Here is a 14,950-nt window from a genome sequence, read left to right as displayed (position 1 = left end):
CTTCACAAGCGCCGATAGCCTGGGGTCCGGTGATTGAAAGCCCGGTTGAAGCGGTTCAGCCGGGCTTTCTTTGCGTGGAGCGGCGCAGTGCCAGGGTCGGCAAAGGTCCGGTGGCCATGCGTCTAGTGGTGTCGCCGCGCAGATGCTCGAACAGCAGATCGACCGCCAGCTGTGCGATGTCTTCCAGATGCAGGTCCAGTGCCGTCAGCGGCGGCTCGCAGCTGCGCGCACGCAGACCATCGTAGCGCGTGGCCAGCATCAGATCTTCGGGAATGCGCAGGCCTGCCTGCTGGGCGTAGCGGGCCGCGCCCACGGCAAAGGCATCGACCATGACCAGCAGGGCATCGAGCTCTGGGTGTTCGCCCAGCAGTTGCTGGGCTGCGGCATGGCCGCCGTCCTCGCCCTCGGCCTCGTCCATGCGCAACACCACAGGCTGCATGCCATGACCGGCTGCCATGGCTGCATAGGCCTGCTCGGCCTGGCTGTAGGAGGTGCGCTCCGAGGCGCCGACCACCAGCCCTATCTGCCTGGCTCCGGCCGCCAGCATATGCGTGAGCAGCATCTGCGTAGCCGGACCCGACAGCAGATCGACATAGGGCACGTTGACATGGTCGCCGCCCGGGCGGCCGATGGATACCACGGGCAGGCCCTGCTGCAGCAGCTCTGCCAGCTGGGGGTCGCCGGCCTGCGGCTCTATGACCAGGGCGCCGTCGATATCGAGCAGGTTCAGCGAGGTCTGGCCGGGCTTGTGGGGCGGAACCAGCGCCATGACCAGGCCGCGCTCAAGCGCCGACGAGGCAGCGACAGCAGCCACTTCCATGAAGAACCCCAAACGCGACGGCCCGCCCGAGACCGTGAACGGCATGGACGACATCAGCGCAATCATGCTGGCGCCGCCTGTGCGCAGGCGCTGCGCATGGCGATTGGGCCGGTAGCCAAGGCTGCGAGCAGCTTCCTCCACCTTCAGGCGTGTGGCCGGGTCGACCTGACCGCGGCCATTGAGCGCGTGGGAGACCGTGGTGCGTGAAACACCGGCCTCGCGAGCCACGTCGGAGATGGTGATGCGTTGGCTGGGCGTGTCGGCCATGGAATTCCTCAAGAGTGCGGGCGGTCATTGCGAAACGCACGGCAGGCATTGCAGAAGTTTTTGTATACTTTACTTTGCCCAAATCGATTTGGTTAATTTGGAATTGCATCAATTATTCATAAATGAGATTGATGAAATTCAAGTGCCAAATCGATTTTCTTTTTGGAAACGATATCGCCTTGACGGCCGGTCGCAGTGCCGGCCGACGTGCAGATATCCGAGCGCTGCCCCGGTTGCGGGGTAGCGCTGCGAGTCAATTGCGACCGGAGTGCTGGCCTGCCGCCGCTTCGGTTTGCTCACTGGAGAATGAATGTGCCCAAATCGGATTTGAGCCGGCGCAGCTTTTTGAAGGCTGCGGCCGCCCTGGGGGTGGTTGCCGGAGTGCGCCCGCTGGAGCAGGCGCTGGCGCAGATGGTCGAGCCGGCAAACGGTCAGGACGCTGGCTGGATGGACGGCGGCCGGCTGCGCTACCGCCGCGACGGCATGGCCAAGGTCATGGGCCAGAAGCTGTTTGCCATCGATCTGCGCGCGCGCGACATGGCGGGCTGGCCCGACAAGCAGTCCCATGCGCTTTTGATCATGGTTCCGCGTGCCGACCGTATCTACGAAGGTCTGGACCTGTCCGTGCTGGGCAAGGACTTTGCCCCTGACGTGCTGGTGGACGCCGAGCGTGCCGCTGCCGACGGCGTGCACATGCCCGAGCCCGGTTTTTACGGCAGCTACTTCTTGCCCAAGGGCCAGGTCTCACCCATGCTGGGCCAGCCCGTGGCCTTGGGCATCTGGCACGACTACGAGCGCTACCGCGAAGCCGTGCGCCTGCTGCGCTTCAACGAGGGCATCTTCCGGTGGGGCGCAGCCGCCACGCCGCCCAAACGCAAGCCCTATGTGGCCGCGCGCTATGTGCGCATGGGAGCTGACAGGCATGACGAGCCCGATCTGCATGCGCCGCTGTACCACGGCATCGTGCGCCCGCAGCTGACCGGCCCCGAGCTGCAATGGCCCGGCGTGGACGATGCCAAGCATGGCAAGGCCATGCAGTACTCGGCCCAGATCCAGCAACTGCTCAAGCAGCCGCCCGAGGGTACCCAGGTCTTCTCGCGCGACTACCACAGCCAGTCCATGGAGCCTGCCGCGCTGGAGCCTGAAAACGGCCTGGCCTGGTATGAAGAGAGCAGGGGCGTGATGCATATGGTGGGCGCCACCCAGGCGCCCTACGCCACGGCAGGCCATGTGGTCGGCATGGTCAAGGCCAGCCGCTTTGCGCTCAAGGAAATGGATTATCTGAGCGCCTACACCGTGGGCTACGGGCAGAAGGAGCACCACTCCTTCCCGTTCTACGTGGGTCTGGCGGCGCTGTATGCGCAAGGTCGCCCGGTGCGGCTGGCGCTGGACCGCTGGCAGCATTTCCAGTTCGCGCTCAAGCGCCATCCCTTTGACCTCAAGACCACGATTGCCGTGGATGCCGAAGGACAGTTCCAGGCCTTCTCGGTGGACATGCGCGGCGACGGCGGCGGCACCATGAACTTCAGCCCTTCGGTGGGCACGCTCGGTGTCGCTTCCTCGCAGTCGGTGTACTACTTTCCCAAGAGCGATCTGTCGGTGGCCGTCTTCCCCAGCAGCGAAGTCACTGCGGGATCGGTGCGCGGCTACGGCACGCTGCAGTCCATGGCCCCCACCGAGATGCTGGTCGATGAGATTGCCGAGCAGATCGGCATGGACGCCATCGCCCTGCGCCAGAAGAATATGCTGCGCACAGGCTTGCGCAACACCCAGGGCGCCGTGCCTGCGGGCCAGTTGCGCATCGGCGAGATTCTGGCCCTGGCCGCCAAGGACCCGGTGTGGGTGAACCGTGTCCAACGCAAGGCCGAGTACGAAGCCGCCAATCCCGGCATGCGCTACGGCGTGGGTTTTGCCTCGGTGCAAAAAAGCTTTGGTACCGCCGGCGAAGCCGCGCTGGCATTGATCGAGCTATCGCCCGAGGGCAAGCTCAAGATGAAGCACATCACGGCGGAAATCGGCACCGGCACCACCACGGCCCAGATGCTGGCGGCAGAGCCTTTTCTCGGTCGCCCTGTGGACGAGGTGGAGTTTTCGGCCCAGAAATGGCCCGAGATGCCCTTGCACACGCAGGAGCAGCCCAACTCCACGCCCCAGGCCGAAGAGGATCGCCTGTCCCAGGACCCGTACTGGGTGCCCAGCTTCACTTCGCCGCAATCGGCCTCCAATTCTGCCTACTACTTCACCCACACCACGCGCCAGGCCGCCAAGCTGCTGCTGGCCCATGGTCTGTGGCCGGCAGCCCTGTCCATCTGGGGCAATCCGTTTGGCGGTCCATTGCAAGGCATGCCGGTCTCGCTCGACGAGGCCGAGTGGAAGGACGGCAAGCTGGTGGCCGGCGCCATGGAGCCCTTGACGCTGGAGCGTCTGGCCGCACGCGCCCATGAGCTGGGTCTGGTCACCGGTGTCTGCGTCCACACCTTCAATCGCCGCTCCTGGGCCAGTGCCGAGTTCGAGCTGGGCGGCAAGCGCTTTGCTGCCGAGATCGATGCCCTGTCCCTGCGCTTTGGCAATGGTGCCGATGCCGCCAAAAAGGCCGCGATGGACAGTGCCGGCTACGCCTTCCAGCCTCGCGTCAAGATCAGCTATCCGCCGGTGCACCGTCTGGCGGCGGGCGCGGTGTACTACGCGCCTTGCGCCACGCTGGTGGAACTGGCCGTATCCACGGGCACCGGCAAGGTCACGCTGCTGGGGCACAAGACCTGGCTGGAATGCGGCTCGCAGATCGTACCCGAGCTGGTCTCGGGCCAGTTGCAGGGCGGCGTGGCCATGGGTATCGGCCACGCTCTGTACGAAGAGCTGCCCCTGGGGCCGAGCGGCCCCGGCAACGGCAGCTGGAACTTCAACCGCTACCACCTGCCGCGCGCCAGCGAGCTGGCCGTGTGGACGGCCGAGGGCCATGTGCTGCCTCCGGTCTCGCGCACCGACCCGCCCAAGGGCATGGCCGAGGTGGTGATGATCCCCGTCGTCGCTGCCTGCGCCAACGCCGTGGCCCACGCCACCGGCAAGCGCTTCTATCAACTGCCGCTGAGCGCGGAGCGAATCAAGAAGGCATTGTGATGCAGCAACGTATCCAGTTTTCCGCCACCATCAACGGTCAAAAGACCGGCCCGCATGAGCTGCCCAAGGACCTGATGATGATCGAGTTCCTGCAGGAATATGCGGGCATGAACGGTACGCGCCTTGGCTGCGGCCAGGGTGTGTGCCGCGCCTGCACCATCATCGTGGACGAGCCCGGCAAGGGCCCGCACACCGTGCCCGCCTGCGTGACCGGCGTGGCCTGGCTCAATGGCAAAAGCCTGCGCACCATCGAAGGCGCGGCCCGCAGCGATGAGCAGGGCCAGATCACGGCCTCTGCCGTGCAAAAAGCGTTTCTGGAGCATTTCTCGTTCCAGTGCGGCTACTGCACACCGGGTTTTGTGAACTCGGCCACCGTGCTGATGGAGCAGCTGCAGGCCAGGCCCGTGGATGCCAACGCCGTGGAAGAAGCCGTGGAAGCCGCGCTGGACAAGCATATCTGTCGCTGTACCGGCTATGTGCGCTACTACCACGCCGTGCGCGACCTGATTCTGGTCACGCCAGGCCTGACCACGGGCCAGCGCACGCGGGAGGTCAGCCGTCATGGATAAAGCTCAACGCAGCAAGTTCACCAAGATCGCCGCAGGCCTTGCCGCCGCAGCCGTGGTGGTGCTGGGCGGCATGTATATCGCGGGCAGTGCAAGCGGCAGCGTGCCGCCTGCCACGGTGGACTTTGCCAACATCAGTGCCGAGCAAAAGCAGAAATTGTTCGACCGCGGCCTGCAGGTGTTTCGCGCTGCCGACTGCGCGGCCTGCCACAGCTCGCCCACCACGGGCGCCGAGCTGGCCGGAGGCATGGCCATGGTCACGCCCATGGGCACGCTGTACGGCACGAATATTTCGCCTTCCAAGGAGCATGGCATAGGCCAGTGGTCGGCCGACGACCTGTACCGCGCCGTGGCGCGCGGCATGGCACCGGGGCGCAAGAACCTGTACCCCGCCATGCCTTATGCCAGCTACCACGACATCACGCGCGCCGATGTCGATGCGCTCTGGGTCTGGCTGCAGGCCCAACCTGCGGTGGAAGTGGCCAACCGCCAGCCGGAGATGCACTTCCCGTTCAGCATCCGCCCCGGCCTCGCACTGTGGAATGCGCTGGAGCGTCCTGCGGGGGCGCCGGCCCCCGAGGCCAGCAACTCCCTGGAACGTGGCGCCTATCTGGTCAACACCCTGGGCCACTGCGGCGAATGCCATACACCGCGCACCAGCAGCTTTGCCATGGACCTCAGGCAGTCGCTCGCCGGCAATGTGATCGAAGGCGCCTACGCCCCCGACCTGCGCCCCAAGGCCATGGCCGAGCGCGGCTGGAGCGAGCAGGATCTGCTGCAGTTTCTGCGCACCGGTCTCTCGCCCCAGGGTGTGATGACCATGGGCATGTTCCCCGTGCTCCAGCATTCGGGTGCGCATATGGAGGAAGCCGACCTCAAGGCCATGGCCGCCTATCTGATGCAGGGGGAGAAGCCCGCAGTAAAGCTAGCGGCCGGAGCGCCTCAGACCCCGACCTCGGCCAATGGCGAACGCATCTACGTCGGTCTGTGCGCAGGCTGCCACGGCGTCGATGGTCAGGGTCAGCCGCATTCCTCGCTGCGCCTCGACACCAACACCACGGCCATGTTCCCCACGCCGCTGAATCTGGTGCGCGTGATCCGCGAAGGCCTGCCCGAGCGCGATCTGGCCCATGGCGAGCGCATGCAGGCCATGCCCGGCTTTGCCGATCAGCTCAGCCACGAAGACATGGCCGATCTGGTGAACTACATGCGCCTGCGCTGGGGTCGTCAGAAGGGCGATGTGACGCCGGCGCAAGTAGCCGATGTCATCAGGACCGCCGAATCACATTGATAGCGGTTTCAAGTAAAAAGAGCTGTCAGTGCTTATCCATCAAGCGCTGGCAGCTCTTTTTTTAATAGTGATTCGATTCAGGCGAATTCGGCTTTGATTTTCTCGGCCAGCTCGCCCAGCACGGCAAAGCCCGGTTCCTCGCGCTGCCAGACCACGGACAGGCCATCGCCCTCGAAGCGCGGCAGCACATGCAGGTGAAAGTGAAACACCGTCTGCCCCGCTGGCGCGCCATTGGCCTGGAAGATGTTGATTCCGTCGGGATCGAAAGCCTTGTTCACCGCGGCCGCCACGCGCTGGGCCGTCTGCATCACGGCGCCGGCTTCCTCGGGCGTCAGCTCCAGCAGATTGACGGCATGGCGCTTGCTGGCAACCAGCACATGGCCTCGCGTGGCCTGGCCGATGTCCATGAAGGCAATGGTCAAATCGTCCTCATAGACCTTGGCCGATGGAATCTCCCCTTTGACGAGCTTGCAGAAAATGCACTCGCCGGGGGGCGAGTGGTCTACAAACATGGGCATGACGCTCTCCTTTTTTATGGTTCAAGCGTTCTATCTTAGGCCCAGCCGCAAATCAGCGCGGCGTCGCGCGCAGGCAGTCCTTGGTGATTTCTGCCATGGATGTCGCGCCCAGCATGGCCATATTGCGGTCCACTTCGTCACGCAGCAAGGTGATGGCGTGATGAACGCCCTGTGCACCGCCAACTGCGGCGGCGTACATGAAGGGGCGGCCCAGAAACACCATGCGCGCGCCCAGGGCCACGGCCTTGAGCACATCGCTGCCGCGGCGTATGCCGCTGTCCATCATCACGGCCGTGCGGTGGCCCACGCGGTCCACCACATAGGGAAGCATCTGCAGCGGAGCGACCACGCCATCGAGCTGACGGCCGCCGTGGTTGGAGACCACGATGCCTTGCGCGCCGATATCGGTGGCCATCACGGCATCGTCTTCGTTGAGGATGCCCTTGATGATGAGGTTGCCCTTCCAGCGCTGGCGAATGCGTTCGATGTTCTTCCAGTTCAGGTGGTCGCGGCCCGAGGTGTCGCGGATGGCGGTGCCCGACAGCAAAGGCGCGCCGCGCGTGGCAAACGAGTTCTCGAAGTGCGGCATGCCGTGGTTGATCAGCGTGCGCAGCATGGTGCCCACCATCCAGCGCGGGCGGGTGATGCCGTCATAGGCCAGGCGCAGCGAGGGGCGCAGCGGCATCGAGAAACCGGTGCGCACATTGTTTTCGCGGTTGGCCCAGACGGGAATGTCCACGGTGATGACCAGGGTGCCGAAGCCTGCGGCTTCGATGCGCTCGATCAGGCCGTCGATGCGCGTGGTGTCGCCGGGCAGATAGGCCTGGAACCAGGTCGACGGTGCAGCCTTGGCTACATCTTCCATGGGGATCAGCGAGGTGCCGCTCATGATGGCCGGAATGCGATTCGCTGCAGCAGTCCGAGCCAGCACCAGATCGCCACGGTAGGCCGAGATGGCGCTGATGCCCACCGGGGCCACGCCAAACGGCGAGTCCCAGGTCTGGCCGAACAGCTCGACCTTCTGGTTGCGCTTGGACACGTCCACCATGACCTTGGAGCTGAAGCCGTATTGCTGGAAGCTGTCACGGTTGGCCTGCAGCGAGACGCAGTCTTCGGCCGCGCCGCAGACATAGCCAAACAGAGGGCGGGGCAGGTGCCTGCGTGCGGCGGCCTCGAAGTCATGCAGCGACAAGATGTTCTGCAGATGACGGGGAAGCCCCGCGCGTTGGCCGTAGGCGGCTTGCGCCTTGGGGGCGGAGGCTGCGTTTGCAGCAGGGGCTTGTGACGATGCCATGGTAGGGCGCCTCGGGAGCGAAATTCAGGGGTTTGACTGGCTACGCCCCCGCACACTTGCGGTGCACGGGGGCGTGACAGAAACATCAGGTGTTCAAGGTTTACTGAGCGAATGTACCGCGCTGACGCATCAGCTCGCGGTGCAGTTGCTCGTTGCGCTCGAACGGTGCGCGGCCGTGCACATAGAAGTAGTTGTTCAGAACCACCAGGTCGCCAGCGGGCAGGCTGACGGTGCGGGTGCCGGGCGAATTTTCCATCGATTCCGACAGATTCTGCAGGTATTCGGCTTCGGCGTCGTTGGCGGGCTGCACGAACTGGTCGATGAAGGAGATCGACAGGCCGAACTCGCCGTGGAAGAACACGGGGCGTTCCACGCGTTCGTTCACGTTCTTGGAGCCCGGAGCCTTGTACAGCAGGGGCCTGGCGCCCAGCGGGTCTTGCACGAAGCGGTCCAGCTCGCTCCAGTCGTCCAGGTGCAGAAAGCGCGACTCACCGCCCACGGCGTTCTGCTCGTCGAATTTCATCATCAGCAGCCAGTCGGTGGCTTCGGTCACGAAGGTGCCGTCGGTGTGCATGGTGAACAATCGATAGGCCTGGCGCAGATAGGAGTCGCTGGCGTCGGTGTGCTTGACCAGAAAGCGCGCGTAGTACTTGTTGGACATGGAGTCGTGGTTGGCCGGGCCAAGGATATGGCCGATGGCGGTGCCGAACTTCACGTAGTCGTCGCTATCCTGGCTCACGCCTTCCAGACCCAGCACAAAGCCGCCATGCCTGCGGTCCTTGATGATGTTCACCAGCGTCTTGCCAAAGTCGGCGCCCATGTGGGCCTTCAGGCGGCGCGCCAGGTGAAAGCGCATGAAGGGCACGTATTCGAGGTTCTGCACGTCGATATCGCGCACATCGGCCAGGAAGGCGTTCAGGGCTTCAGCGTTCAGCGTCAGTTTCAGCAAACGAGGATGCTCGGGATGAGTGCTGATCTCGTAGGCGGCAGGCTGGATCAGTTGCTGGGGGGTCGTAGCGTTCATGGTGGGTGGGTACTTCAATCAGGAATGGTGTGATTGAACACTTCTTGTTTGATACGATCTACAGGGTTAAATGCATTTTTTAATAAGAATTTCAGATTAAATCCATGCTCAGCTACCGCCAACTCGAGCACTTCGTCACCGTGGCCCAGGAGCTGCATTTCTCACGTGCCGCCGACAAGCTGGGCGTGGCCCAGTCCGCCGTCAGCGTGCAGGTGCAGCAGCTGGAACAGCAACTGGGCGTGCGCCTGCTGCAGCGCAACAAGCGCAAACCCATCACGCTGACCGATGCGGGCGAGCTGCTCTACGAAGAGGCCGTGGCCGTGCTGCGCCATATGGAGCGGGCCCAGCAGATCGGGCAACTGGCGGCCCAGGGCATGAGCGGCCATGTCAAGCTGGGCTATATCTCCTCGTCCGTGACCTCGGGGGTGCTGGCGCGCATGCTCACGCAGTTCCGCCCCGGCCATGAGCAGGTGCATATGCAGGTGTTGGCCATGGAGACGCCGCGCCAGCTGCAGGCGCTGCAGCAGGGCGAGATCGATGCCGGTCTGCTGCGGCCACGCCGTCGCTACCCCGAGGGAGTCAAGGCGGTCATCGTGCACAGCGAGCCCTTCATGGTGGCGCTGGCCGAGAACCACCCGCTGGCACGCCATGAATCCATCAGCGTGGCCGATCTGCGCGGCCAGACCTTTATTGCGCCGCAGTTCATCAACGAAAGCGAAGGCTTTGCCGAGGTGCTGGCGCGGCTGGCCGAGACGGCCGGGTTTTCGGCACGCGAGGCCTATCGCGTCAACGACTTCGTCACGGCGACTAGCCTGGCTGCTGCTGGCTACGGCATTGTGGTGCTGCCCGAGTCGAACCGCCTGCTTAATCAGCCGGGCGTGGCCTTCAGGGCGCTGCGCGACTTCAAGGAAAACGTGCACATGGCGCTGGCCTACCGCGAGCGCGAGAACTCGCCTGCGGTGCGCGCCTTTCTGGCCGTGGCCAGAAGCTGCGCCGCCTAGTTACACGGCTGCGGGCAGGGCGGTGTTGCAGCGCAGGGTTCAGGATGTTGAACTGCCTAAAACAATAGCTGCTATCGATTACTGATATTGGTTTTTGGATTTGAATTGCAAGGAATTCAATGCACTGCAGGCGAAACCAGCTTTGTTATTGATAGCGCTAGCCCTGGCCTGTGCGCAGCCGTATAGCCTCTATAAGCGCTGCCGTGTTCCGCAGGCGAGATTGGGCGCGTAAGCTCTGGTCCATGAAAATCTATCGTAGTGCCCTGCTGCGCTTCGCCGATGACGGCCAAGCGGTTTATGACTCCGACGCCTTGCTGGCGATTGCTCCCGATGCCGCGGGCGTGCAGCGTGTGGTGGCTGCGGGCAGCTGGCAGGCGCTGGCCGACCAGTATCTTGAGCGCGAAGGCGTGCAAGTCATTCACCTGCCCGGCAAGCTGCTGGCACCGGGCTTTGTCGACCTGCATATCCACTACCCGCAGACCGATGTGATCGGCGCACCGGCCCCGGGTCTGCTGCCCTGGCTGGAGAACTACACCTTCCCGCACGAGTCGCGCTTCCACGATCGCGAATATGCCGATGGCGTGGCCGATTTCTTCATCAACGAGTTGCTGCGCAACGGTGTGACCACGGCGCTGGCGTTTGCAACCTCGCATCCGGCATCGGTGGATGCCATCATGACGGCAGCGCAAAAGCGCAGCATGCGCATGATTGCCGGCAAGGTGCTGCAGGACCGCAACAGCCCCGAAGGCGTGCGTGACGACACCGAGCAAGGCCTGATCGACACCGAAACCCTGATCCAGCGCTGGCATGGCGTGGACCGCCTGGGTTATGCGATCACGCCGCGCTTCGCGCCCACCAGCACGCCCGAGCAGCTGCGCGGTGCGGGCGAACTGGCAGCCAGGTATGGCGATGTCTGGATCCAGTCCCATGTGGCCGAGAACCTCGACGAGATTGCCTGGGTCAAGGAGCTGTTCCCCGCCGCGCGCAGCTATCTGGCGGTCTACGACGACTTCGGCCTGATGCGCGAGCGCGCCGTCTATGCGCACAGCATCTGGCTCGATGAAACCGACCGCCAGCTCATGCATGACACACGCTCTGCGGCGGCCATCAGCCCGACCAGCAACCAGTTTCTGGCCAGCGGCTATTTCGACTACCTCAAGGCCGACCAGGCCGGCATGCTCTATGGCCTGGCCAGCGATGTGGGCGGCGGCATGAGCTTCTCGCCGTTTCGCACCATGCAGGCCGCCTATGTGGTGGGGCGCGAGGGCCATGCCAAGCAGGGCCAGAGCCTGTCGCCGCAACACCTGTGGTGGCAGCACACGGCAGGCGCTGCGCGTGCACTGGGCCTGCAGGGCGTCATCGGCAATCTGCAACCCGGCTGCGAGGCCGACCTGGTCGTCATCAACCCCGGCTGCACGCCGCTGCTGGCGCGCAAGACGGCCCAGGCACGCAATCTGGACGAGCTGCTGTTTGCCATGATCATCCTCGGAGATGACCGCCTGATTGAGCAAACCATTGTTTCTCAAGCAAAATAGCGGTCTTGCGCTTGATTTGTGAGCGCACAACGCTATGAAAAATCAAGCGATACAGGACTTCTAATGAGCATCAAGAGCGACAAATGGATCCGTCAGATGGCGGAGCAGCACGGCATGATCGAGCCTTTCGAGCCTGGCCAGGTGCGCCAGGTCGACGGCAAGAAGATCATCAGCTACGGCACCTCGAGCTATGGCTACGACATCCGCTGCGCCCGCGAATTCAAGGTCTTCACGAATATCCACAGCACGGTGGTGGACCCCAAGAATTTTGACGAGAAGAGCTTTGTCGACTTCGAGGGCGACTATTGCATCATCCCGCCCAACAGCTTTGCACTGGCCCGCACGGTGGAGTACTTCCGCATTCCCCGCGACGTGCTGACCGTCTGCCTGGGCAAGAGCACTTATGCGCGCTGCGGCATCATCGTCAACGTGACGCCCTTCGAGCCCGAGTGGGAGGGCTATGTGACGCTGGAGTTCTCCAACACCACGCCGCTGCCGGCCAAGATCTATGCGGGTGAAGGCTGTGCCCAGGTGCTGTTCTTCCAGGGCGACGAGCAATGCGAAGTCAGCTACAAGGACCGCAACGGCAAGTACCAGGGCCAGCATGGCGTGACCCTGCCCAAGGCCTGAAGCCTGCTGCTGCGCCAGAAAGCCCGCTGCGGATACAGCGGGCTTTTTGCTTTCCCGGGAGGCGGCTGGGCGAGATCAGGCGGCTGCCGCTTCGAGCGCCGGCCAGTCCAGATTGCAGTGCGCGCCCACGCTGGCATGGCGCTGCAGCGCAGCGTCCACCATCAGGCTGCACAGGGCCAGCTGGTTGCGCAGTGCTGGGTCGGCGCCGCGCCACTGGGAACGCCACAGCACCAGTTGCTTGGCCGCCGCAATCAGGCTGTGGTTGCTGCGCACAATGCCCACGTTGTGCAGCATCAGCTGCTGCAGCGACTGCCGCATCTCCTGCTGGCTTTCAGCGCTCAGGTTCTTGCCGGGCTTGTGCGGCCTGTCATGAATGGCAGCAGGTTTGTGCAGGGGCTGTTCGGCCATGCGCAGCGCGGCAGACCTGCCCATGACCACGCACTCCATCAACGAGTTGCTGGCCAGACGGTTGGCGCCATGCAGGCCGGTGCGGGCCACCTCGCCAATTGCCCATAGCCCGGCCACGGCGGTGCGACCGTCCACGTGAGCCTGCACGCCGCCGCAGGCATAGTGGGCACAGGGAGCTACGGGGATGGGCTGGGTGGCAATGTCTATGCCGTGCGCCGCGCACAGTGCCATGACGCCGGGGAAATGCCGGGCCAGCCAGTCGCGGCTGCGGTGTGTGATGTCCAGCAGCACATGGGGCAACTGGTGTGCCCGCATCTCGCCATCGATGGCGCGGGCCACGATGTCGCGCGGCGCCAATTCGGCACGCGAGTCGTGGCGCAGCATGAAGCGCTCGCCGGGCCCGCCTTGCCGGTCTGGCAGGCACAGCAGGGCTCCTTCACCGCGCAGCGCTTCCGAGACCAGGCCCACGGACCGGCCGCCCACCTGCAAGGCCGTGGGGTGGAACTGCATGAACTCCAGGTCGCGCACGACACAGCCCGCATGCCAGGCCATGGCAATGCCGTCGCCGGTCGCCGTGGCCGGATTGGTGGTGCTGGGGTAGATCTGGCCCATGCCGCCCGTGGCCAGCACGGTATGGCTGGCCAGCATAGGCTGCAGCTGGCCATCGGCATTGCGCACGCTGGCACCCACGCAGCGCTGCTGCACGTCCTGCAGCAGTTCCATGGCAGTGCAATGCTGCAGCAAGGTGATGTGCTTCAGACCTCGGCAGGCCTGCAGCAAGGTCTGGTGTACGGCCTGCCCGGTGCGGTCGGCCGCATGCACAATGCGCCGAGCGCTGTGGCCGCCTTCGCGCGTCAGGTGCAGGCGGCCGTCTGCATCGGTGCTGAAGGGTACACCCAGGGCCTGCAGCCAGGCGATCGCCTGAGGGCCCTGCTCCAGAATGCGGCGCACGGCGCCTTCGTCGCAGAGGCCGGCGCCGGCGATCAGCGTGTCCTGAACATGGGCTTCCAGGCTGTCGGCGGGATCCAGCACGGCAGCAACGCCGCCTTGGGCCCAGGCGCTGGCGCATTCGTCGGCGCTGCTTTTGCTGAGCACGGTGATGCGCAGTTTGCTGGGCAGGCTGAGCGCCAGCGTCAGGCCGGCCAGTCCAGAGCCGATGATGAGAACATCGCTGCAAGTCTGAGATTGAGGCATGGTGCTTGTCCTTTCTCAGGCTGGACCGAAGTTCTGGAACAGGGCCGCGTCGCGTTCCAGCTCGCCGCTGGCGCGTATCGGCTGGCGCTGGGCAGCGGCAAAATCCAGCATGCGCTGTATGGGCCTGCGGGCGGCCAGGCCCAGCATCGCATCAAGCTCGATGGCACCGCTGCCTTGCAGCAGGGTCCGCTCCACGCCCGGCAGGCTGTTCATGGCCATCCAGGGGCAGAAGGCACAACTTTTGCAGCTGCCGCCCGTGCCCGCTGTCGGGGCAGCCAGAAAGCGCTTGCCCGGATAGCGCTGGCGCATGTCGTGAAGAATGCCTTGATCGGTGGCCACGATGAAGGTGTCGGTGGGCAGCTTGCCCACGGCGGCAATCAGCTGGGTGGTGGAGCCCACCACATCGGCCAGCGCAGTGACGGCCGCCGGCGATTCTGGGTGAACCAGAATCGCGGCCTCGGGGTGGGCGTTGGCCAGGGCTTGCAGCTCGTCTGCCTTGAATTCGTCATGGACCACGCAGCTGCCCTGCCACAGCAGCATGTCGGCGCCGGTCTGCTGCTGGATGTGGCTGCCCAGGTGGCGGTCGGGTGCCCAGAGGATTTTTTCGCCGCGTGCGTGCAGGGCGGCCACGATGTCCTGCCCTACCGACGAGGTGACCACCCAGTCGGCCCGGGCTTTCACGGCAGCGCTGGTGTTGGCATAGACGACCACGGTGCGGTCCGGATGAGCGTCGCAGAAGCGGCTGAACTCGTCGACCGGGCAGCCCAGGTCCAGCGAGCAGGTGGCATCGCCGTCGGGCATGAGCACGGTCTTTTCGGGGCTGAGGATTTTTGCAGTCTCGCCCATGAAGCGCACGCCGGCCACGATCAAGGTCTTGGCGGGATGGTTGGCACCAAAGCGCGCCATCTCCAGCGAGTCGCCCACGCAGCCGCCGGTATCGCGTGCCAGATCCTGCAGCGCACCGTCCACATAGTAGTGGGCAACCATGACGGCATTGCGTTCCTTGAGAAGAGCCTTGATGCGCTGCGCCGTCTCGCGCTGCTGCTGTCTGTCCTGCTGCGGCAGCACCCTGGCCCAGGCCTGGCCTGGGCTGCACTGGGCGCTGCTGCCTGGGGCGGGCTGGTCGAATTCCACGGTTTTGATCGTCATCGTCTCCATCCTGAGTTGTGCTGTTAAATATTTATACTCAATATGAGTATTATTAAAACCGCTTTTTTGGGATTTGTCACCAGGGAGACAAATTCGGCAGGAAGGTGTCGCTTTCAGCGCAGTCAGTGCTCGGGAA

Annotated in this window: 12 protein-coding genes; 6 read left to right on the top strand and 6 right to left on the bottom strand. The window is 64.3% G+C overall.

Features of this window, described 5'->3' with window-relative positions:
* Positions 1-55: 55 nt before the first annotated feature.
* Positions 56-1,087, bottom strand: a complete 1,032-nt coding sequence (locus F0P97_RS21265; RefSeq protein WP_182284011.1) for a LacI family DNA-binding transcriptional regulator — start codon at positions 1,085-1,087, stop codon at positions 56-58.
* Positions 1,088-1,393: 306 nt separating this feature from the next.
* Between F0P97_RS21265 and F0P97_RS21260 the strand changes: the two genes are divergently transcribed.
* The 3 genes from F0P97_RS21260 to F0P97_RS21250 are packed head-to-tail and all read left to right on the top strand — an operon-like array spanning position 1,394 to position 6,061.
* The gene (locus tag F0P97_RS21260; RefSeq protein ID WP_182284009.1) at positions 1,394-4,204 is read left to right on the top strand and encodes a xanthine dehydrogenase family protein molybdopterin-binding subunit; all 2,811 of its coding nucleotides are present in this window, start codon (positions 1,394-1,396) and stop codon (positions 4,202-4,204) included.
* Complete coding sequence (locus tag F0P97_RS21255; protein ID WP_182284007.1) at positions 4,204-4,773, top strand: (2Fe-2S)-binding protein; 570 nt, start codon at positions 4,204-4,206, stop codon at positions 4,771-4,773. Before F0P97_RS21260 ends, F0P97_RS21255 begins: the two co-directional genes overlap by 1 nt.
* A complete protein-coding gene (locus F0P97_RS21250; protein WP_182284005.1) occupies positions 4,766-6,061 on the top strand; it encodes a cytochrome c in 1,296 nt (431 codons plus the stop codon). Before F0P97_RS21255 ends, F0P97_RS21250 begins: the two co-directional genes overlap by 8 nt.
* A 77-nt stretch (positions 6,062-6,138) precedes the next feature.
* Here the strand turns inward: F0P97_RS21250 and F0P97_RS21245 are convergent, their stop codons facing one another.
* The 3 genes from F0P97_RS21245 to glaH all read right to left on the bottom strand — a co-directional run bounded on the left by F0P97_RS21245 (position 6,139) and on the right by glaH (position 8,897).
* Positions 6,139-6,579 carry an HIT family protein gene (locus F0P97_RS21245; protein ID WP_182284003.1) on the bottom strand — a complete coding sequence of 147 codons (441 nt, stop codon included), beginning with the start codon at positions 6,577-6,579 and terminating at the stop codon, positions 6,139-6,141.
* A gap of 52 nt (positions 6,580-6,631) precedes the next feature.
* Entirely contained in the window at positions 6,632-7,873 is a 1,242-nt protein-coding gene (locus tag F0P97_RS21240) for an alpha-hydroxy acid oxidase (protein ID WP_182284001.1), read from the bottom strand.
* Positions 7,874-7,973: 100 nt separating this feature from the next.
* A complete protein-coding gene (gene glaH, locus F0P97_RS21235) occupies positions 7,974-8,897 on the bottom strand; it encodes a glutarate dioxygenase GlaH (RefSeq protein WP_182283999.1) in 924 nt (307 codons plus the stop codon).
* Positions 8,898-9,001: 104 nt separating this feature from the next.
* On the opposite strand from glaH, the gene F0P97_RS21230 reads away from it, so the two are divergent.
* From F0P97_RS21230 to dcd, 3 genes are all read left to right on the top strand, one after another.
* Positions 9,002-9,898, top strand: a complete 897-nt coding sequence (locus F0P97_RS21230) for a LysR family transcriptional regulator (protein ID WP_182283997.1) — start codon at positions 9,002-9,004, stop codon at positions 9,896-9,898.
* A gap of 242 nt (positions 9,899-10,140) precedes the next feature.
* The gene (gene guaD, locus F0P97_RS21225; protein ID WP_182283995.1) at positions 10,141-11,433 is read left to right on the top strand and encodes a guanine deaminase; all 1,293 of its coding nucleotides are present in this window, start codon (positions 10,141-10,143) and stop codon (positions 11,431-11,433) included.
* A 63-nt stretch (positions 11,434-11,496) separates the two neighbouring features.
* On the top strand, positions 11,497-12,063 hold the full coding sequence (gene dcd / locus F0P97_RS21220) for a dCTP deaminase (RefSeq protein WP_003052512.1): 567 nt from the start codon (positions 11,497-11,499) through the stop codon (positions 12,061-12,063).
* A gap of 75 nt (positions 12,064-12,138) precedes the next feature.
* On the opposite strand, the gene nadB is transcribed toward dcd, so the two are convergent.
* Together nadB and nadA are read right to left on the bottom strand one after the other, a co-directional pair.
* Positions 12,139-13,665, bottom strand: coding sequence for an L-aspartate oxidase (nadB, locus tag F0P97_RS21215; RefSeq protein WP_182283992.1), 1,527 nt, complete (start codon positions 13,663-13,665; stop codon positions 12,139-12,141).
* Positions 13,666-13,680: 15 nt separating this feature from the next.
* Positions 13,681-14,823 carry a quinolinate synthase NadA gene (gene nadA / locus F0P97_RS21210; protein ID WP_371878498.1) on the bottom strand — a complete coding sequence of 381 codons (1,143 nt, stop codon included), beginning with the start codon at positions 14,821-14,823 and terminating at the stop codon, positions 13,681-13,683.
* Positions 14,824-14,950 lie beyond the last annotated feature (127 nt).

It is taken from the genome of Comamonas testosteroni (genome assembly GCF_014076415.1).
GTDB lineage: Bacteria > Pseudomonadota > Gammaproteobacteria > Burkholderiales > Burkholderiaceae_C > Comamonas > Comamonas testosteroni_F.
This window is presented reverse-complemented; position numbering and strand designations above follow the sequence as displayed.